At 41.7% G+C, this 22,677-nt stretch carries 13 protein-coding genes; 4 read left to right on the plus strand and 9 right to left on the minus strand.

What is annotated here, in order from left to right:
- Positions 1-15 precede the first annotated feature (15 nt).
- Genes HMPREF2794_RS03735 through HMPREF2794_RS03745 form a run of 3 tightly spaced genes read right to left on the minus strand, consistent with a single transcriptional unit; the run spans position 16 to position 4,230 of the window.
- A complete protein-coding gene (locus HMPREF2794_RS03735; RefSeq protein ID WP_010539458.1) occupies positions 16-939 on the minus strand; it encodes an ABC transporter ATP-binding protein in 924 nt (307 codons plus the stop codon).
- Positions 940-971: 32 nt separating this feature from the next.
- Positions 972-3,266, minus strand: a complete 2,295-nt coding sequence (locus tag HMPREF2794_RS03740; RefSeq protein ID WP_022300903.1) for a Gldg family protein — start codon at positions 3,264-3,266, stop codon at positions 972-974.
- Positions 3,267-3,291: 25 nt separating this feature from the next.
- Positions 3,292-4,230, minus strand: a complete 939-nt coding sequence (locus HMPREF2794_RS03745) for an ABC transporter ATP-binding protein (RefSeq protein WP_022300904.1) — start codon at positions 4,228-4,230, stop codon at positions 3,292-3,294.
- Between the two features lie 551 nt (positions 4,231-4,781).
- On the opposite strand from HMPREF2794_RS03745, the gene HMPREF2794_RS03750 reads away from it, so the two are divergent.
- From HMPREF2794_RS03750 to pelA, 4 genes are all read left to right on the plus strand, one after another.
- A complete protein-coding gene (locus tag HMPREF2794_RS03750) occupies positions 4,782-5,864 on the plus strand; it encodes an efflux RND transporter periplasmic adaptor subunit (protein WP_010539461.1) in 1,083 nt (360 codons plus the stop codon).
- Positions 5,865-5,879: 15 nt separating this feature from the next.
- Entirely contained in the window at positions 5,880-8,912 is a 3,033-nt protein-coding gene (locus HMPREF2794_RS03755; protein ID WP_008759587.1) for an efflux RND transporter permease subunit, read from the plus strand.
- The gene (locus tag HMPREF2794_RS03760; protein ID WP_010539462.1) at positions 8,909-10,255 is read left to right on the plus strand and encodes a TolC family protein; all 1,347 of its coding nucleotides are present in this window, start codon (positions 8,909-8,911) and stop codon (positions 10,253-10,255) included. The genes HMPREF2794_RS03755 and HMPREF2794_RS03760 overlap by 4 nt, the downstream gene beginning before the upstream one ends.
- A gap of 150 nt (positions 10,256-10,405) precedes the next feature.
- Positions 10,406-11,500 (plus strand): pectate lyase, encoded by a 1,095-nt coding sequence (gene pelA, locus HMPREF2794_RS03765; RefSeq protein ID WP_055270579.1) that lies wholly within the window; start codon positions 10,406-10,408, stop codon positions 11,498-11,500.
- 132 nt (positions 11,501-11,632) lie between these two features.
- On the opposite strand, the gene HMPREF2794_RS03770 is transcribed toward pelA, so the two are convergent.
- From HMPREF2794_RS03770 to HMPREF2794_RS03795, 6 genes are all read right to left on the minus strand, one after another.
- Complete coding sequence (locus HMPREF2794_RS03770; RefSeq protein ID WP_029425719.1) at positions 11,633-12,793, minus strand: acyltransferase; 1,161 nt, start codon at positions 12,791-12,793, stop codon at positions 11,633-11,635.
- 134 nt (positions 12,794-12,927) lie between these two features.
- The gene (locus tag HMPREF2794_RS03775; protein WP_070750948.1) at positions 12,928-14,562 is read right to left on the minus strand and encodes a fumarate hydratase; all 1,635 of its coding nucleotides are present in this window, start codon (positions 14,560-14,562) and stop codon (positions 12,928-12,930) included.
- A gap of 311 nt (positions 14,563-14,873) precedes the next feature.
- Positions 14,874-16,865, minus strand: coding sequence for a DUF4954 family protein (locus tag HMPREF2794_RS03780; RefSeq protein WP_029425720.1), 1,992 nt, complete (start codon positions 16,863-16,865; stop codon positions 14,874-14,876).
- A gap of 57 nt (positions 16,866-16,922) precedes the next feature.
- Positions 16,923-18,182 carry a GTPase HflX gene (gene hflX, locus HMPREF2794_RS03785; protein ID WP_070750950.1) on the minus strand — a complete coding sequence of 420 codons (1,260 nt, stop codon included), beginning with the start codon at positions 18,180-18,182 and terminating at the stop codon, positions 16,923-16,925.
- A 105-nt stretch (positions 18,183-18,287) separates the two neighbouring features.
- Positions 18,288-19,748 (minus strand): SusD/RagB family nutrient-binding outer membrane lipoprotein, encoded by a 1,461-nt coding sequence (locus tag HMPREF2794_RS03790; protein ID WP_022301465.1) that lies wholly within the window; start codon positions 19,746-19,748, stop codon positions 18,288-18,290.
- 19 nt (positions 19,749-19,767) lie between these two features.
- A partial coding sequence (locus HMPREF2794_RS03795) for a SusC/RagA family TonB-linked outer membrane protein (protein WP_246839583.1) occupies positions 19,768-22,677 on the minus strand: 2,910 nt, incomplete at its 5' end.

The following is a 22,677-nucleotide window of genomic DNA, read 5'->3' on the forward strand; positions in this document are numbered from 1 at the left end:
TTTCTAAGTTTGTGTTTACTTCTTTCCAGAAAGACGGGCAAAAATCTCATCCAAAGAAAGACGTTCTAACTGAATCTCTTCCAGTTGCCATCCATTAGCGACACTAGTAGCAATCATTTTCTCGGTTATTCCATCCGTTTCAGCTATATGAAAGCGGTAGTGACAATCCCCCAAACAATCGACAGAAGTAATACCTTTAAGCTTGACAAGTTCTTCTATTGCCGGAGCATTAACCAATGTTGCAGTGAAAGAAGTAGGAGCAACATAATTATCAAAATCATCCATACTTCCAGAGAAAACGACCTTTCCATGTTCAATCATACGAATTTCATCACAAGTAGCCTGAACTTCCGGTAAAATATGCGTGGAAAGCATTACTGCATGATCGGTAGCAAGTTCCTTAATTAAATTACGGATTTCGACAATCTGATTAGGATCAAGACCATTTGTCGGCTCATCCAGCACAACAAATTGCGGATGATGAACAATAGCCTGTGCAATGCCAATACGCTGCTGATAACCACCGGACAGATTACGCAGGAGACGTGAACGAAAATGAGTTACTCCGCAACGAGCCATAGCACGCTCTACGGCTTTCCCAATCTCCATGGGTTCCATCAGACGAAGATTTGCACAATAAGTAAGATACTCCTCAACTGTCATATCCGGATATAAAGGCGGGCGTTGAGGCAAAAAACCTATGAACTTCTTTGCCTCTACCGGATTCTCACGCAGATTGATGTTATTAATCCAGACATTTCCTTCTGTCTGATTCAAAACTCCACATATAATATTCATAGTTGTGGACTTACCGGCGCCGTTGGAACCCAACAGACCGAAAACTCCCTTACTTTTTACTTCAAGATTTATATCGCGGATAGCCCAATCTACACTATAACGGTGAGAAAGGTGCTCTACTCTGACAATAGCTTCTTCCATGATGTGTTTGTATTTTATAAGGATACTCTTTATTATCTTCTCTTTCTACGAACAAGGATCGTAATTCCGCAAGCGGCAAAGATTAGCGGCAAAAGTGCGTAGCAGCCATATCTCACCATTTTACGAGCATCACGTCCTATAGATACTGCATTATCTTCCGGATTAATCCGCTCTGTATCTAACGGATATTCATCGTAAGAAAGCCATTTAAAAGTTCCGGTAATTACTGTAAAATTATTAGATGAATAACCATTGCGGCTTTTGCTCATTTCTCCATTACTTACGCAATCCGCATCTCCTGTTATGACGATACGTTGTTCTTTATCACCAACTTTACGGTCAAGCGCCAAAATTGTAGGAATAATACCTTGCTTCTCACCCGTTTCAGGGTTATACTGCGGTTTATCATCTAAGAAGTCTGTTGTTTGCAACTCATTCCAACATAAAGAGTCTGTAACAATCACCGGAGAGGCATTGAAACCTTTAGAAGGGTCAAATACCAAACCAACAACATCAGGCATTGTGATGACAGATCTGAACTCATATGGACGGGTATAAGGTTTAAAACGCTGCGCAGCTTCTTTAGTTATATGCCCGGCAATCAATGACGGAGAATCATTCTCTTTCATTTCAACTAATGTTCCTGACATAAAAGTCACTCCCATTTGTTCAGTTATGGGATTCATTATTTCCTGACGACGGGCATCACCTAAAATGAAAAGATTTCCTCCACGAGCGATATACTTATTCAAACGATCATTTTCAACTTCATTGAAAGGCGTTTTCATATCTGCTATCACTACAATATCTATATCTTCCGGTACTTCCTGATCTTCCAAAGACAAGGTTACTACATCGAATCCCTGATTTCTCAAAGAGTAACGGAAATATTGATTCTCCGCAAATTGATTATAGTCCCGATCGCCCGTTTTATAAATATCACGCGTCTCATGACCAGTAAGAAAAGCAACTTTCGGTGATTGTACCACAAAACGTTTCAAAGCTGTAGAAATTTCGGTTTCCGACGGATGCTTTTCATTATCATTAAATAAACGCAAAATACTCTTCTGACCATTATCCCGTTCTACAACACGTATAAAGTGATTTCCTTCATTCCGCAAATCTATTTTCTCACGAATCTGTTCCGGAGTCAAAAACATATTAATATTCAAATTCAAAATGTTTGCCATTTTTTGAGCTTTTTCCTCAAGAGTATTACAGCCTTCAAGGCGGAAATCCAATTGAGAATTAGCCTCATCATAATAGTAAACATACTCCATCTTTGTATCCGGTTTGAAGCGAATATACTTTTCAAACCTCTCATAATCACTCTTCAGCTGACTTGGCAAAGCAATAGCATAATTATCATCCAGCAGATTCATGTAGCTGGTTATTTTCAAACCACCATCTATTTGCTTCATAATATCCTGACTCGTTTTCGTCAGTGTGTTACGCTTTGTTGCTGTTGAATCATGATATAATTTCAAAGTAGGTAATGTAGAAATATACCCCACCAATAAAGCAGATAAAACCACAGCACCATAAGTTCCCCATGTTTTCCCACGAGATTCTTTACGACGTCCGGCACGCAGTTTCAATACAGAAAGAGTTAAAAACAATGCAATAATTAATAAGAAGTACAACAGATCTTCACTGCAAATCAATCCGTTTATAAATTCATCCGCACGTCCGGATATAGATAACCAATATGTGACATCGCGCACAAAAGCATAATCCTGTCCAACTTCACCAACATAATTCAATGCAGCCAATACAGCCAAAGTTCCCATAGCGGCTACTACTTGATAAGAAGTAATACTGGACATAAACAAACCTATAGCCCCGTAAGCACAAATCAGCAAGTATATACCCAATATTCCGGTAAAGAGTAAGCCTAAATCGGCATTCGTAATAGTGATGCCACAAAATACCCCAACAACTAATAAGGGAAGAATCAATACTAAATTGTAAATCAACACCGACAAGTATTTACCAAAGATAATCTGGCTGTCAGTAACCGGAGATGAGAACAGCAGTTTTATAGAACCACTACTATATTCCCTACTCATCAACCCCATTGTTAACAAAGGGATATATAGATAAAGGTTACGCAGGAAGCCCGGAAAGATTCCCATCCAACCTGTAAAAATAGAGGCTGTCACATCCCAAAGAGTATATCCTAATGCTTGTCCCTGTACCTGACGATCGAACGCATTTCCAAAAGCCACACCCACCTGCACAGCAAAAATAACTAGAATAAGCCATGCCACCGGGGAACAAAATAAGGAACGCAATTCGGCAATAGCTATCCGATATGTAGTTTTCATATCAATGTTTTATTATATTTTGTGATTAATCGATTTTTATTCCTTTTCCGGACAACTGTGCAAAAACAGTATCCAATGAGTCCCGTTCAAGAATAATTTCGCTGGGGCGCCACCCTTTCTCCACGCCCATTTCCGTTATACGTCGTGTCATGCCATGATCGTTTCCATCAAAATGACAACGGAAACGAGTAGCAGTCAGCTTTTCGACTTTAAGGATACCTGGAATTTTCTCTAATTCTTCAGTTTGTGGAGGATTCTCCAGGATAGTCACCAAAGTACTGGGAGCCATGTAATTATTGAAATCACGGATAGTTCCGGAAAATACAACATTTCCATGTTCAATCATCTTAATTTCATCACAAGTGGCTTGTACTTCCGACAGGATATGAGTAGACAGCATCACTGCACGGTCTACCGCTATTTCTTTTATTAAGTGACGGATTTCGACAATCTGATTCGGATCAAGTCCGTTGGTGGGTTCGTCTAAAACAACGAAAAGCGGATTATGTACGATTGCCTGAGCAATACCGACACGCTGCTGATATCCACCAGACAAATTACTAATGAGACGTTTGCTATAGTGCATTATTCCACACTTTTCTTTCGCACAATCAACGGCAGCCCTGATACTTTTAGACTCCATGTGCCTGAGTTGTGCACAATAGACCAAGTACTCATCTACCGTAAAGTCAGCATACAAAGGAGGCTTTTGAGGAAGGAAGCCTATAAACTTCTTGGCTTCAACCGGATTTTCTCTCAAACTAATACCATTTACAAATACTTCACCCTCTGTTTGGTTCAGTACCCCACACATGATGTTCATAGTGGTTGACTTTCCTGCGCCATTAGACCCCAACAGACCAAAAACTCCTTTTTTCTTGATCTCCAGATTAATGTCCCGGATAGCCCATTGTACGCTGTAGCGATGTGAAAGGTGCTCTACCCTCACTATAGGTTCATCCATAATTTAAAAAGTTAAATACCCTAATAAAAATTAAACTCACGACAGGTTTAATTAGGCTATTATAAAAAAAGAATACGTGTTTTAACCTTGTGATGTTCTTGTTTATAAATTCCTAAAAAACTTTGCGAAATTATAAACCTTTATATTTATACGCAAATTTTTCAGGAAGACATTTTCTATGAGCGATTTGACAAAAAACGAAAGAAATGACATAAAGTCAGCATTATCTACTCTGAATTCGCAATAATAGCCTAGTATTTATTTAAAAAAGCGACATTATTCAGATACTTCAATTCTAAAAGTCAAACAGTTACAAATTCAATTTTAACCTTATTTAAACATTAAGCAAAGTTTTACGAGTTTTAATGAATTGATTCTAAAACTTAAACAGCATTTAACAGATAAAACGATCCTGTTTACTCTTTTTTCTGTTATCAAAGCCACACATACCGTTAACTTTCTTTTAATCTATCTGCTATTAAACCTTTTCTTTCAGGTGTCGTCTAATCACAAGAAGATATTATATAACGTGCTATATACTATACTAAACCATGAATAAAAAAACTAAATGGGGCATCATTATTCTTATCGGTGCCGGAATTATCGGTGGAGGAATTTACTCACAGTTACCTAAAACTAACGACGAACTGGCTGCTGCTGACAAGGTAAAAAACACCCAAAAGAATGGGAAGAAAATTCTGAACGTCAATGCCAAAGTCATAAAACCTCAACTATTAACAGACGAATACACCACTACCGGTGTACTTTTACCGGACGAGGAAGTAGATTTATCTTTTGAAACCTCCGGAAAAGTAGTCGAGATCAATTTCGAAGAAGGAACGCCCGTAAAGAAAGGCCAACTTCTTGCCAAGGTGAACGACCGGCAGTTACAAGCACAGCTACAAAGGTTGGTATCACAACTAAAATTAGCTGAAGATCGAGTATTCCGACAAGATGCCCTGCTCAAACGGGACGCAGTCAGTAAAGAAGCCTATGAACAGGTAAAGACTGACTTGGCAACATTAAATGCTGATATAGAAATAGTGAAAGCAAACATTGCCCTGACTGAACTCCGCGCTCCGTTTGACGGAATCATTGGTCTCCGGCAAATCAGTGTCGGTTCATACGCTTCGCCGACAACCATTGTTGCCAAACTGACAAAGATTACTCCATTGAAAGTTGAATTCTCAGTACCGGAACGCTATGCAAGTCAGATTAAGAAAGGGACGAACCTGAATTTCAGAATTGAAGGAAAACTAGATGCCTTCAGCGCAAAGGTATATGCAGTAGAGTCAACGATTGACCCTAACCTGCATCAATACACAGCACGCGCACTTTATCCCAATACCAATCGTGCCCTGCTTCCCGGTCGATACACAAGTATACAATTGAAAAAAGAAGAAATTCCGAATGCGATCGCCATCCCAACGGAAGCTATTGTACCGGAGATGGGAAAGGATAAAGTTTTCTTGTATAAATCAGGAAAAGCTGAGCCTGTAGAAGTAACAACAGGCATTCGTACGGATGCTGAAGTACAAATTGTAAGAGGACTTCAAGTAGGAGATACCATTCTTACATCAGGAACACTGCAACTTCGTCTGGGACTTCCTGTTACATTGGACAATATTGACTAATACCTGCCATGCCTTATGAATATATCTGAATTAAGTATACGCCGTCCGGTATTAGCTACGGTACTGACAATCATTATTCTCCTCTTTGGCTTCATCGGATACAGTTATCTGGGTGTCCGTGAATATCCATCGGTGGACAACCCGATCATTTCTGTCAGTTGTTCTTATCCGGGGGCCAATGCCGACGTAATTGAAAACCAGATAACCGAGCCACTGGAACAAAATATTAATGGTATACCGGGCATCCGGTCTCTATCCAGCGTCAGCCAGCAGGGACAAAGCCGTATTACGGTAGAATTTGAACTTTCAGTCGACCTGGAAACTGCAGCAAATGACGTACGTGACAAAGTTTCCCGTGCCCAACGTTATCTGCCCCGAGACTGTGACCCACCGACTGTATCAAAAGCGGATGCCGATGCGATGCCCATTTTGATGGTTGCCCTCCAAAGCGACAAACGCTCACTGCTTGAATTAAGTGAGATTGCGGACCTGACTGTCAAAGAGCAATTGCAGACAATCTCTGATGTAAGTAGTGTATCCATTTGGGGTGAAAAGCGTTATTCCATGCGCCTTTGGCTCGATCCGGTCAAGATGGCGGGATACGGTATTACTCCGATTGATGTAAAGAATGCTGTAGACAATGAGAATGTCGAACTTCCTTCGGGTAGTATTGAAGGAAACACTACTGAGCTGACAATCCGTACGTTGGGATTAATGCATACCGCCGATGAGTTCAATGATCTTATTGTAAAAGAAGACAATAACCGTATCGTCCGCTTCAGCGATATCGGACGCGCAGAACTTGGGCCTGCCGACATCAAAAGTTACATGAAAATGAACGGTGTACCCATGGTAGGTGTTGTTGTTATTCCACAGCCGGGAGCCAATCACATCGAAATTGCCGATGCTGTGTACAAACGCATGGAACAGATGAAGAAGGACCTGCCGGAAGATGTGACGTATAGCTATGGTTTTGATAATACCAAATTTATCCGGGCATCTATCAATGAGGTAAAAGAGACTGTATATGTAGCCTTTATTCTGGTTATCATCATCATCTTCCTTTTCTTACGCGACTGGCGGGTGACGCTGGTTCCGTGCATCGTAATTCCCGTATCGCTGATTGGAGCATTCTTCGTCATGTATCTTGCCGGATTCTCCATTAACGTACTTTCCATGCTTGCCATTGTGCTGGCCGTGGGACTGGTGGTGGATGACGCCATCGTAATGACGGAGAACATCTATATCCGTATCGAAAAAGGAATGAGTCCGAAAGAAGCGGGAATAGAAGGAGCCAAAGAGATCTTCTTTGCCGTTATTTCAACGACCATCACACTGGTTGCAGTATTCTTCCCGATTGTCTTTATGCAAGGTATGACAGGACGTTTGTTCCGGGAATTCAGTATTGTAATTTCGGGTTCTGTCATTATCTCTTCATTTGCGGCACTGACCTTCACACCGATGCTGGCCACAAAGTTACTCATCAAACGTGAGAAACAAAACTGGTTCTACACTAAAACAGAACCGTTTTTTGAAGGGATGAACCGATGGTACAGCCGTTCGCTCGCTGCTTTTTTGCGCAAGCGCTGGCTGGCACTTCCGTTCACTTTTATAACCATCTGCCTGATCGGCTTCTTATGGAATGCTATTCCGGCAGAAATGGCACCGCTTGAAGACCGGTCGCAAATCTCGATCAACACCCGAGGTGCGGAGGGTGTCACTTATGAATATATCCGGGACTATACCGAAGATATCAACCAGCTTGTAGATTCTATTCTGCCGGATGCGGAAGCGGTGACAGCACGTGTATCCAGTGGTAGCGGAAACGTACGCATTACACTGAAAGACATGAAAGACCGTGACTACACGCAGATGGAAGTTGCGGAAAAGATATCAAAGGCAGTTCAGAAAAAGACCATGGCACGCTCGTTCGTACAACAGCAGTCTTCTTTCGGCGGACGCCGGGGAAGTATGCCTGTCCAATACGTACTCCAGGCTACCAATCTTGAAAAACTGCAGGAGGTATTACCGCAGTTCATGGCCAAAGTATATGAGAATCCGGTTTTCCAGATGGCAGACGTAGACTTGAAGTTCAGCAAACCGGAAGCCCGCATCAAGATCAACCGTGACAAAGCAAGTGTAATGGGAGTTAGTACCAAAAACATCGCCCAAACGCTGCAATACGGATTGAGCGGCCAGCGTATGGGATATTTCTATATGAACGGAAAGCAGTATGAAATTTTGGGTGAAATCAACCGCCAGCAACGAAACAAGCCTGCCGATCTGAAAGCTATCTACATCCGCAGCAGCAATGGAGATATGATACAACTGGATAATCTGATTGAGCTGGAAAACGGTATCGCTCCACCCAAACTGTACCGCTACAACCGATTTGTATCAGCCACAATTTCCGCCGGACTGGCTGACGGAAAGACCATCGGACAAGGACTGGATGAAATGGACAAGATTGCCAAAGAAACATTGGATGATACTTTCCGTACCGCATTATCCGGAGACTCCAAGGAATACCGTGAAAGTTCTTCGAGCCTGATGTTTGCCTTTATTTTGGCTATCCTTCTGATTTATCTGATCCTGGCAGCACAGTTTGAAAGTTTCAAGGACCCGTTAATAATCATGTTAACAGTGCCTTTGGCTATCGCCGGAGCCTTGGTATTCATGTATTTCGGAGATATCACAATGAATATTTTCAGTCAGATCGGTATTATCATGCTGATTGGTCTCGTGGCTAAAAACGGTATCCTGATCGTGGAATTCGCCAATCAGAAACAAGAAGCAGGCGAGGATAAAATGAGCGCCATCAAAGATGCCGCATTACAGCGTCTGCGCCCGATTCTAATGACAAGTGCTTCTACTGTACTGGGACTTATTCCATTGGCATTTGCCAGCGGAGAAGGCGCCAATCAGCGCATCGCCATGGGTACAGCTGTAGTAGGTGGTATGGTTGTTTCCACACTGCTTACTATGTATATCGTGCCGGCCATCTACAGTTATATTTCGACTAACCGAATCAAAATAACAAAAGAATGAAACAGAAAAGTATTTGCATGAAACAAATCATATACATAGTTACCACATGTGTCTTCATATCAGTTTCTCCAGTGAAGGCACAGCGAATCTATTCCTTAAAAGACTGTCTGGAAGAAGGGCTGCAAAACAATTATTCTCTGCGCATCGTCCATAACGAAGAACAGATCAGCAAGAATAACGCGACACTCGGAAATGCAGGTTATCTGCCTACTTTGGACTTTTCTGCCGGATATACCGGAAACCTGGACAACATCGAGACGAAAGCCCGTGCCACCGGAGAGGTCACCAAAAATAATGGAGTCTACGACCAGACAGTTAACGTCGGCCTCAACCTCAACTGGACCATCTTCGACGGATTCAATATCAGCACTACGTACAAGCAACTAAAGGAACTGGAACGGCAGGGCGAAATCAATACCCGCATTGCCATTGAAGACTTCATCGCCGATCTTGCCTCGGAATACTACAACTTCATCCAGCAAAAGATCCGTTTGAAGAACTTTCATTATGCGATGTCACTTTCCAAAGAACGCTTGCGTATAGCAGAAGCGAGCCATCTTGTCGGTAAATTCTCAGGTCTGGATTATCAGCAAGCCAAAGTGGACTTCAATGCGGACAGTGCCCAATACATCAAGCAACAGGAATTGCTGCACTCCTCACGCATCCAACTTAATGAATTGATGGCTAACAATAATGTAAATCAGATTATCGTCATCAAAGATTCTACCATTGACGTACACAGTGACTTACTGTTCGACGATTTATGGAATGCTACCTTATCCACCAATGCTTCTTTGCTGAAAGCCGACCAGAACACCGTACTGGCACAGCTGGATTACAAAAAGATCAACTCCCGCAACTATCCATACCTCAAACTGAATACCGGCTATGGATACACCTTTAATAAGTATGATATCAATGCAAATAGCAGAAGAGGCAACTTAGGCTTTAATGCCGGAGTTACTGTCGGTTTTAATATCTTCGACGGCAACCGCCGCCGTGAAAAGCGCAACGCAACCCTTGCCTTCAAGAATCGTCGTCTGGAACGACAGGAACTGGAGTTAGCCCTTCGTTCCGATCTCAGCAACTTGTGGCAAGCATACCGTAATAATCTTCAGCTGCTGAATCTGGAACGGCAGAATCTTGTGACTGCCAAAGACAATCATGATATCGCCATGGACCGTTATATACAGGGAGACCTTTCCGGTTTTGAAGTACGCGAGGCACAAAAGAGTCTGCTGGATGCCGAAGAACGTATTCTCTCGGCAGAATACAACACCAAACTTTGCGAAATCTCACTACTGCAAATCAGCGGAAAAATCACCAAATATCTGGAGCAATAAAACATTGATTCTCCTGTTTTCATTGGGCTAATCATCTGATAAAAGCGATTAGCCCAATTTTTATGCCATTAAGAACAGATATTACCCTTCATTCCCGACCTTTTCTTCTACATTTGCACACACCATAACATTCACTTAACAATAGAAGTCATGAGACAAACAGCCTTTTTCTTTCTGTTACTTTTCATTCAGACCGGAGTTTCAGCCCAAGCAACAGATTACAGGAAACAACAGAATTACAAAGAATGGGTACACCTCGCTCCCAAGTTCAATGATGCCTTTTTCCGGACAGAAGAAGCACAACGCATCGGAGACAATGTATTATTGTATCAGCAAGTCACGGGAGGCTGGCCCAAAAACATTTACATGCCGGCAGAACTGACAGAGCAGGAATACACCAAAGCATGGAATGCGAAAGGAGACGTCAACCAAAGTACCATTGACAACAACGCCACGACAACTGAAATCCAATATCTGGCCCGTCTTTATCAAGCTACACAAAAAGAGAAATACAAAGAAGGAGTACTGAAAGGCATCCAATATCTACTCAAAGCGCAATATGACAACGGCGGATGGCCTCAGTTCTACCCGCGTCCTACAGGATACTATGTCCAAATCACATACAATGACAACGCAATGGTCAGAGTCATGCAGCAGTTACGGGAAATCTACGAAAAGCAGTCTCCTTATACTTTCATCCCCGATGAAACCTGCCAGCAAGCACGTAAAGCCTTTGACAAAGGAATAGAATGTATCCTCCGGACACAGGTTCGCCAAAACGGGGACCTGACAGTATGGTGTGCACAGCATGACCGCATCACACTGGAGCCCTGCAAGGCACGTGCATACGAGTTACCTTCATTGAGCGGACAAGAATCCGACAATATCGTGCTTTTGCTCATGTCTCTCCCCCATCCATCGGAAAAAGTAATTGAATCGATAGAATCAGCCGTCAAATGGTTCAAGAAATCCGAAATAAAAGGAATACAAAAAGAATACTTCACCAACAGTGACGGAAAAAGAGATTACCGGATGATCCCTTGCGAAGATTGCCCCATACTATGGGCACGTTTTTATGAACTGGATACTAATCGTCCTTTCTTCTCCGACCGCGACGGAATTAAGAAATATGACATATCGGAAATCGGACATGAACGCCGGAACGGATATAGCTGGTACAACAAAGATGGCAGCAAAGTACTGGCAAAATATGAGAAATGGAAGAAGGAATTAAATAAAAAATAATATCGGAAGAAACGATAAGAGGGGGATGTCAAAAGTCAATAGTAATTAAACTCTCCTCCTTCAGGAAGGAGGATAATCCAGTTACTATTAACCTTTGATAACCTCTCATCTATTTCTATTTTCTATAACTTATTATCCTACTATATATTTAGCAACCTTTCCTGCACGATAGATCAGCCATACCAATCCCCATGAAACGGCGAAAGCAAGAATAGCGGCTACAGGTATCTGCAAACCAATCGGCATATTAATAGCTCTCATCAGCACGACCGACGGCCCTGTAAAGAAATAATGTATCATATAAATACCGAATCCGCATACAGTGAGATTCGCCAATGCCTTTTTCATTCTTTCCGAGTTCACTTTTACTTTCTTTGCCAGCATAAACACAGGTATCGTCATCATTACAACATTAAGAGAACAATAGGTAAAGAAGAGTTCCAGCATCTCATCCGTATATTCCGGCAATGCGGTTATATGCCTGAAACCTAAGAATGTCACCGCATAACCGACTGCAAACATCGGAATGCCAATCGCCAACGTTTTCTTCAAGCTCCATTCCAGATTTTTCAGATAATGCCCCAACAACAGATAGCCATTGAAACCGGCAAAAGCATACAGCATTCCAAAAGAGTTCCATGAACAGGTTCCCCATAAATAATTAGAAACAAACTGATAATAATAAGGAAGCAGCAAAGTTACCCCCCAAGCCAGCAGAAACATCAGTTTGGCACGTTCCGAAGCCTTCTCTACCCAAGCTGAGAAAACCGGCAAATACAGATACAGCCCGATAAGCAGATAAATATACCACATATGCACGGCTAAAATGGAGAAGTTGAACGGAATCATCAAAATATATTCCAAAGATACAGAGAATGATTGCTGCATCACTTCCTCTCCCGCATACGGGAAGAAATCAAGAATAATCTGAGGATTCAGTCCCAACAGGCCTGTAATCCAAGGGAACAGATTATATAGCACCGACCATATCAGGAACGGATAAAAGACACGGGGAATACGTTTCTTGTAAAAAGTAGAAGTATCACCTCTTACAGGCAGAAGCAATGCACCGGTAATCATCACAAACAGAGGCACGCACGGACGCAGTACAGATCCGTAGATAGCACCCCAAAGTTTTATTTCTCCGATATTCGGAGCCGTACCGGGATAAAAATTAAACGGATCGGTGCAATGACAGCAGACAACTGTAAACATCGCAATAAAACGAACGACATCCAGCCAAACAATATGCTGGTTCTTTTGATTGGATAAATTCATCACTAGTGGTTTCATGGTGTTTTAATTATTAGATAAGCAAGTTTATAAAAAAAGGGATGCCCATACGAAAACTGACAGGTATCCCTAAAATGAATGTTTATGTAATCAACCGCAAGAATTACTTGCTATTACTTATTACTTGTTACTTATTATTTGGCACAACGTGGTTTAATCTGTTTGAAGAAGTCATTTCCTTTGTCATCTACCAAAATAAATGCCGGGAAATCTTCTACTTCTATTTTCCAGATAGCTTCCATACCCAATTCCGGATATTCAACACATTCAATGCTCTTGATATTATTCTGAGCTAGGATTGCAGCCGGTCCGCCGATAGACCCCAGATAGAAGCCGCCATATTTCTGACAAGCATCTGTAACCTGCTGGCTACGGTTACCTTTCGCCAGCATAACCATACTGCCACCATGACTCTGGAACAACTCAACATATGAGTCCATACGTCCGGCAGTTGTCGGTCCCATTGAACCGCAAGCCATACCAGCCGGAGTTTTGGCCGGACCGGCATAATAGATAGGATGATCCTTGATATACTGAGGCAAATCTTCTCCACGATCCAAACGCTCTTTCAGTTTAGCATGAGCAATATCACGACCAACAATGATTGTACCGCTCAGTGACAAACGAGTGGATACGGGATATTTAGTCAGTTCTTTCAAAATTTCAGCCATCGGACGGTTCAGATCGATTTTCACCACATCACCTTCACCAGCCTGGCGCAATTCAGCCGGAATCAGACTGCCCGGATTTGAATCTAGTTTCTCAATCCAGACACCTTCTTTATTGATTTTACATTTGATATTACGATCCGCAGAACAAGATACGCCCAAACCTACCGGGCAAGAGGCGCCGTGACGAGGCAGACGAATAATACGGACATCATGCGCCAGATATTTACCACCGAATTGTGCGCCCAATCCAATCTTGTGAGCTTCTTCCAGCACTTGTTTTTCCAGCTCAATATCACGGAAAGCACGACCATACTCATTTCCTGTAGTCGGCAGATTATCGTAAAAGTGAGTGGAAGCCAGTTTCACAGTCAGCAGATTCTTCTCGGCAGAAGTACCGCCGATAACGAAAGCAATGTGATAAGGAGGACAAGCAGCTGTTCCCAAAGTCTTCATCTTTTCAACCAGGAACGGAACCAGTGTACCGGGATTCAGAATTGCTTTTGTTTCCTGATACAAATATGTTTTATTGGCAGAACCGCCACCTTTAGTAACACAGAGGAATTCGTATTCCATTCCTTCAGTAGCTTCGATGTCAATCTGTGCAGGCAGGTTACATTTTGTATTCACCTCATCATACATATTGAGAGCCGCATTCTGAGAGTAACGCAGATTCTCTTCAGTATATGTTTTATAAACACCCAGTGACAGAGCTTCTTCATCCGTATAGCCAGTCCATACCTGCTGTCCTTTCTCACCGTGGATAATAGCGGTACCGGTATCCTGGCAGAATGGAAGTACCCCTTTGGCTGCCACTTCTGCATTACGCAGGAAAGTCAATGCTACGTACTTATCGTTCTCACTGGCTTCCGGATCACTCAGAATCTTAGCAACCTGTTCATTGTGCGAACGACGAAGCATAAATGACACATCACGAAAAGCAGCATTAGCCATCGCAGTCAAACCTTCTTTCTCAATTTTCAGGATAGGATGTCCTTCAAACTCGCTTACCGATACATAGTCTTTTGTAAGCAGATAATACTCAGTTGTATCTTTTCCCTTTTCAAACATGGGCTGATACTTAAACGGAGGTGTTGCCATAATCTCTTTTTTTATTACGTAATGTTAGTTAGTGAGGCAAAGGTAGCAATTAAGAATGAAGAATGATGAATGATGAATGAAGAATTAAGAATGAATAACGGAGAAAGGAACAATGCCCACTGCAACAAGAATAGTTTCTTGTTACAGTGAGAATTTATTCTCACCGTGATGAGTTTTTTTTCTCATTGCGATAAGAAAATTTTCTCATCAAGGTGAGATTTTTTTCTCATCAAGATGAAAACTGGCCGAGAACTCTGTACAACAAAAGCTATTATAAATGAATGAATTAAAGAATAAGCCAGCTTTATCACTTAGTCTTGAATGGACTCAATTCTTTTGATCAGTTCATTTCCAAGGGCCGTTTTATCTTCGATATGTTTTAATACCGCTGTAACAAATGTGTTACTTTCAAAGTCACCGCGTACTTGTTCAAAGTCCTGCTTCATTTCATCATGAGACCCATCCGCCCCGAATCCTGTCATTGAAGACAGTGAGAACTCTTTACGGGCATCATCATATACCATTTTATCGAGACCCACTACTGCCTCCTTCCATGTTTTCACGATACAGATTATGTCCTGCGCTGTTATCTCATCCGGATTCAAACCATAAAACTCCTGAATTTTGTTATAAGCCCAAGTCCACTCATACGTATAGTAATTCTCGTGCATTTCCGCAAAGCTGGCATTAATGGATTTCAATCGGTTGACTGAACCATTCTCGATACCATCGAGCAGGCGGTCTATTTCACTTTTAGGAGCGATCAGTCCGGACATATCCACCCATTCACCAGTTCCGATTTCCGTATCCGGTTTCAGACGCTGGCGTATCTCTTCATTACTTTGGAAATTAATACCCTCCAAGCGCTTTATGATTGAATTCCCCAAAAACTTATGAATAGCAATTTCATAAAAACGAATGCCGTTGTTCAGAGAAGAATTTTTAATCTTTGCACTTTGGAAAGAATAGATTTCAGATGTTTCCCCGGATACCCGTTTAAGGTCCTTCAGAATAGAGCGTCCTTTGAACATTTTCTGAATAGTATATGGACTCAGAAGATTATAATTGATATAATCCAGGCGATTCGGATCTTTCCGCTTATCACGTTTCGGCCACTTCTGAGCATCGCGAATGGTACCTACACTTCTCAGATTCACTCCCGGAACCAAATAAGTCGTATTTCGTTGCTCAATCAGATAAGAGAAAGGAAGGTTAGAAGTATCGGCATGATTAACGTGTCGTCCCATTACCAGAGAGAAAGCTCCGACACGTGCCGGCCATAAGATATACGAGTCTGAAGTCGTTTTAGCCCCTCTTTCCATTGTTCCTTGATGGATAGGTCCCAATTTATACATGTGGTTACTCTGATTGGAGCCCGATCCCGCGTTCATAAACGAGAACATTCCGGCAATCAATAAAGTCGATTTGTGGTGAGTCACTGTAAAAGGTCCTGCAAAGATAGCACATGCTTCTCCATTCTCTCCCTGACAGTTACTAAAGAACAAGGAATCGGAAGCTGAGTAGTTATGCCCCAACTTACATGCCTGACCAACAAAACAACGGGTCAACATTGTACCGTCATCCACTTCAGAACCAGAAGAAATAATGAAATCATCACATATTACTCCATGTCCGATGTGTACAGGTGCTGTTACATTACTGTTTACACTACCGTTTGATAAACGACAAGTACCACAGATATGGCAATAATCACCGATTCGCACATTCTTGATAGATCCCGTATTAAGGATCATCACATGGTCGCCTATACTGCCTGTAGCAGAAGCATGTTTATTGGAATAATAATCAGCAATCGCTTTCATGCGATTAATCAGTTCCGGGCGGTGGCGATATAAGGCCAGTATGTACGCTTGGTGTGCCGACAGCTTATCATTAATCAGCACTTCACGCCCCCCCGTTTCATTGAGCACTGTTGCTTCTACCCCATTACCAAAGGTGCTCAGCCCATCTACTAAAATGATATCTACATTTTCAATGAAGGTATCATTTCCAATTTCATAATTAGCAATGTAGTTTTGAATGTTTTCAATGCAGCAGTTATCCCCTACTACTACATTGTGCAGAGTGACATGACGGAGTCCCGAGTGTTTCCTGATTCCTCCGGGCAGCGTAAATTCGGCATCAAATACGCCTAATTTCACTTCACCCGAAAAACGAGTATGGTGAACATACTCACAGTTAAAGCCCTCAGCAACCGAAACATTCCCCCAATCATCAGCCAGACACGACTGGCTCTTCAACTGAAGCACTTCGTCTTCAGTCAGTTTACGATAGTCTTTCATATAGATAAAAAATAGATATGTACCGCCTCCCCCAATCAGTAAGCGGTACATTGATTATTATTCTTCCTCTTCGTAAGTCTGATAAAGAAAATCGTTATAGGGATACTTTTGAACATGCAATTCTTTCACTCGCTGATAAACCACATCTTTCAGTTCGTCTATATTGATTCGTTCGCGGGCGGAAATAAAGAGGCAGTTGTCCTCCATCTTTGCCATCCACGTCTTCATCAGTTCTTCGAGTGTTAAGTTTTCCTTTGTTCGGGGGGTAAGGTCGTCCGGCGCTTTCTCCACGTAGGTATAAGCGTCTATTTTATTAAATATAAGTATCATGGGTTTGCCGCCGCCGCCAATGTCGGCCAGTGTCCTGTTCACCACTTCAATCTGTTCTTCAAATCCGGGATGAGAGATATCGACTACATGTACCAATAAATCTGCTTCTCGCACCTCATCCAAAGTCGATTTGAATGAATCCACCAGATCGGTAGGCAATTTACGGATAAATCCGACTGTATCAGATAAGAGAAACGGCAGGTTATCGATGATCACTTTACGTACCGTTGTATCCAGTGTAGCAAAAAGCTTGTTTTCTGCAAAAACTTCGCTCTTTGACAGTAAGTTCATGATTGTCGATTTTCCAACGTTGGTATAGCCAACCAGTGCGACACGGATCATACGTCCTCGATTTTTACGCTGGGTAGCTTTCTGTTTATCAATTTCAGCCAGACGTTCTTTCAGCAATGACATACGGTTCAAGATGATACGGCGGTCCATTTCGAGCTGCGTTTCACCCGGTCCGCGAAGTCCCACAGAGCCTCCTTTACCGCTTCCGCTACCTGATCCACCACCTTGGCGTTCCAAGTGAGTCCAAAGCCGTTGCAGACGTGGCAACATATATTTATATTGAGCCAGCTCCACCTGCGTCTTCGCATTGGCAGTCTGAGCGCGCATCGCAAATATATCGAGAATCAATGAAGTACGGTCCAGTATCTTCACTTTCAGTTCGGCTTCAATATTACGTATTTGTTTCGCGGAAAGTTCATCATCAAAGATAACCATTCCTACTTCACGTTCTTCTTCCTCTTCCGTTCGTATATATTGTCTGATCTCTTCCAATTTCCCTTTTCCGACATAAGTTACCGAATTGGCAGTCGGCAATTTCTGTGTAAATCGTTTTACTACTTCCGCCCCAGCCGTCTCAGCAAGGAAAGCCAATTCATCGAGATACTCGTTTGTTTTCCGCTCATCCTGCGTCTGGGTAATGAGTCCGACAAGTACTGCTGTTTCTACTTTGGCTTCGGATATTATAAATTCTTTCATTCTTTTCTTCTGATATATAAATCTAAATATGGTCGCAAATATAACAAAAAAAAAAAGGACAATGTTGTATTGTCCTCTTTTTCGTAACCATTTATAATAATTCGATTATAAATCAAACCATAATTTTTCCCAGATCTTCGGAGATTCTTTCGGAGCATTGATATTAGCCGTCATCTCTTCGGGGCTATATTCCCATCTTCTGATCAGTTCTTTTGAAGTTGCATCTTCCGGTACTTGCAAAGTTGGAACTTCATTGCCTGCAGTTCCGGAACGCCTCCACTGCACGAACTCCTCGAACGGACGGTCCATCAAATCAATCCACTGTTGCATATGAATCTCATATAATGCATTCTCCGGAGTCACTGTTGTCAATTCCGGCAAACCTGTAACATATGTATCAATATCGTTTTCAGCTACTCCATAGAATGCACATGCTTCCCGAACGCCTTTCTTGTACAATTCATTAGCCTTCGACAGATTCTGAGCAACTCCCAAACCGCGAGCATAAGCTTCCGCTTCCAGAAGCAGCTGTTCCTGACAAGAGTAAATCAGCTCCGGCGCATCTTTCCTGAAAAGATAGCTGCTCACAACAGATGATAACATATTATCCTTGTCATCTGTCTCAGCAGGCTCACGGTTGCCTAACCCTCTGTACACACCATCGGCACCCGGCTCAAAATAACAAGGAATACGGGGGTCATTGCGTTCCTGCATCGGCTTCAGCATATAATTGCTGGCAAAAAACAAAATCTGCGTACCACCGACCAACTCTATAAGTTCATATTTAGGATTCTGATTGCCCGGGTCTGTAGAATAAGGGAATACCAAATTATCTGATGCTGATGAAACCATTCCTCCAGCCTGCAACATCGTACCAATAGCAGTAGCCTTAGAAGGATCTTTGTCTACCATGACCATCAGTGTCCTGAACTTTAACGATTTTGCCAGAGTCATCCATTTGTTCATGTCACCTTTATAATAGATATCGTACTCATCAATCGCATTAGCATCATTCAGATCCATTACCTGCAATGCCTCATCAAGCAACGACAGAACACCATTCAGCACACTTTCCTGAGAATCAAACTTCGGATATTTGATTGTTCCGTTCCATGACTCGGTGAAAGGTATGTCTCCCCATAACATGGTTGCTTCATACATATGTTCAGCCAGCAGAATCTTACATTGTGCAATAGCATTGTGATTCACCGGATCTGATTCTTCTGCATTTTTAATAGCCAGCATCAAATTGTTGCCACCAACAGAATAATAATGTTTCCACACGTTTCCTGTGCTGTAGGGAGAAATGGTATATACTGATTCATCCCATCCACCATAATCAAGTCCACCGTCAACCTGACACTGTGAACTCATAGATAAAGGAATATAGAAGTCACCACCTGTTCGTGTTCCGGCCCAGTTTACAGCTGCATAGTTAAATAAATATCCGGGATCAACTTTCTCGGCAGTATTGGGGTCATGGTTAATATCAAGCCAATCGCTGCATGAGGTAAACAGCCCACATGTCAAAGCGCTTAATGCATATACTAATATTTTCTTTTTCATAATCATCTTCGTTTAATTCTTACAATGTTAATCTGAGATTAAATCCGAAACTTCTGGTAGAAGGAATGCTGTTAAACTCTACACCACCTCCGATTTGAGAGGGACCAAAAAAGTTTGCTTCCGGATCAATATGCGGCACATGGTCTTTGATGATCCATAAATTACGTGCCTCGAAGCCTAAATCCAATGATTTAACAAAGAAACTCTTGAACCATTTACGTGGGAAACTATAAGACAGTTGTACCTCTCTAAGTTTCACGAATGATGCATTATAGATATTTCCTTCATTATTACTAGAATTGGACACATGTTGCCAGTAATCCTGCATACTCTTCACCGGCACATCATTAGGTCTGTAGGTTCCGTCATCCTGAAGGATTACGCCCGGTTCGATAAAAGAAGCATCTTCACGATGAGCTACTGTTTCTGCAGCCAAACCGCTGCTTCTTAAATTAGCGACAGTTTCTGAATACAAAGACCCTCCATGACGAATATCAATCAAGAAACTGAAGGTCAATCCTTTATAAGTAAGTGTGTTATTAATACCCATTGTAAAATCAGGATAAACATCTCCCAGGCGTACGTTATTGACAGTTTCTCTCAAACCTGTCTTAGAATTGATCACATAATTGCCTTGATCATCACGCTTCCAGGCAGTACCGTACAAACCGAACGAATCACCTTTCGCAGCCTTAATCTGCAGACCACTCAATCCGCTTGTTAATGTATATTCATCAAGTCCTTCGGCCAATTCTTCCACAGTCTGCTTATTAGAAGCAAACGTTGCATCCAGATCCCATTTAAAGTTACGTGTTTCTACAGGTGTCAAACCCAAAGTTACTTCGACACCTTTATTGGCAATCTTTCCGGCATTGATATTATTAGCAAAGTAACCTGTTGATAACGGGACATCAATACTTACAATCTGATTCTTTGTAATGTTACTATAGTAAGTCATATCCAAACGAATCTTTCCACCGAAGAAACGTAAATCAGCTCCGACTTCGAATGAACTTTGATTCTGAGGTTTCAGATTTTCATTCGGCAATACACGAGGGCCGGTAAAACCAACCAGTCCCATATGTGGGAAAGTATTAACATTGCCCAAATATTGCAAGAAATAAGTACTGGCAGGAGTATATTTAAATGCTAAATTATATGGGTCTTCATCACTACCCACATTCGCATAGCTTAAACGAACCTTACCATAATTCAGAATGTCTTTATTCTCCATCAACTCTGTGAAAATGAAACTACCGCTGATAGACGGATAAAAATAAGAACGATTATTGACAGGCAAAGTAGACGACCAGTCATTACGTCCTGTTACATTAACGAAAAGCATATCTTTATATCCCAAGCTAATATCTCCATACAAACCCACAAGACGTTTCTTTTCATAATAATTCACCGGAGTAGTAGACTTTGCATTAGTGTATGTATATAACTCGTCAACTACGAGATTCTGAGCTTGTACATTCTCATTTTTCCATTCTTCCTGATAGAGATTGTGACCTACCATAGCCTTAAAATGATAATCATTGGCAAAAGTCTTCTCATAGGAAACCATTAAGTCATTATTTATAATTCTTTTATACAAATTCCAAGTCTGGAATTTACCGTTCAAGGCTCCTACAGTACCTTTTGCATAAACTTTACGTCTTCCTTCTGTATAGAAATCCGTTCCGGCATTATTAGTAATAGTCAATCCTTCAATCGGTTTATAAGTCAATGTGATATTGCCGATCATACGATCCAGATTATTGGTAAACTTATTCTTATTAATAATCCAGTACGGATTATTACTTTTACCTTCCGGGTCTAGCGTAATCTGTTTACCATTTTCATCAATCCAATTCTGCTTGATGTCATGAATATCAATGGTTCTTGGCAATCCATTGATCAATGGAATCAACAAGTTACTATCATTTGCTCCCTGTGCCGGACGACCTTCTGAATCAGAACGTATGTATTGAGCAGAAATACGTCCTGTAAAGTTATTCGTAAAGTTCATACCTGCATTCACAGAAAAAGCATATTTATTATAGTCAGAACCAGGTACAACACCCGTCTGGTTGGTAGAGGTAAAACTCAAACGGAAATCAGCTTTTTCACCACCTCCGGCTACTGATACATTATTAATATAACTCATTCCGGTTTCATAGAAATCCTTCACATTATCAGGATTTGCCTTCAAAGTCACTTTATCTCCTTTATAATCTGTAAATTGCTGATCTTGTACCGACGAAATCTTCGGTCCCCATCCATTCAACATCTTTACATTATACACTCCGTAACTACCCTGTGCATACTCATTCTGGAAATCAGGCAATTTGAGTACATTTTCAAATCGTGTTGAGGAATTCACCGTAACAAAGACCGGTGAGTTCTTTTTTCCTTTCTTTGTGGTAATAACAATTGCACCATCCTTTGCACGCGCTCCATACAATGCGGTTGCAGCTGCACCCTTCAATACGTTGATAGATTCAATATCGTCAGAGTTGATGTCTCCTGCGCGGTTACCCACATCGACTATACCATTGGTTCTGTCAGGATTGTAAGAACCATTATCAATAGGAAGTCCGTCAATAATAAACAGAGGAGAAGAAACTGTACCAATGGAAGAAGCGCCACGAATCTGTATACTTGAGCTACCACCTACTGTTCCGGACGACTGTGCAATTTGCAAACCTGCAATCTTACCGGACAACGAATTAAGCACATTACTTTCACGCGCCTTAGTTATCTCATCTCCTTTTACACTGGAGACAGCATAACCTAAAGATTTTTCAGATCGCTTGATACCCATAGCTGTTACTACAACTTCATCAAGATTCTGAGAATCAGACTTTAATACGACTTTTAAAGTTGGTTTGATTTCGACTTCTTGTGTCCGCATACCGATATACGAAATCTGCAAAGTCTTTGC

It is taken from the genome of Bacteroides sp. HMSC067B03 (assembly GCF_001811315.1).
Classification (GTDB): domain Bacteria; phylum Bacteroidota; class Bacteroidia; order Bacteroidales; family Bacteroidaceae; genus Bacteroides; species Bacteroides faecis.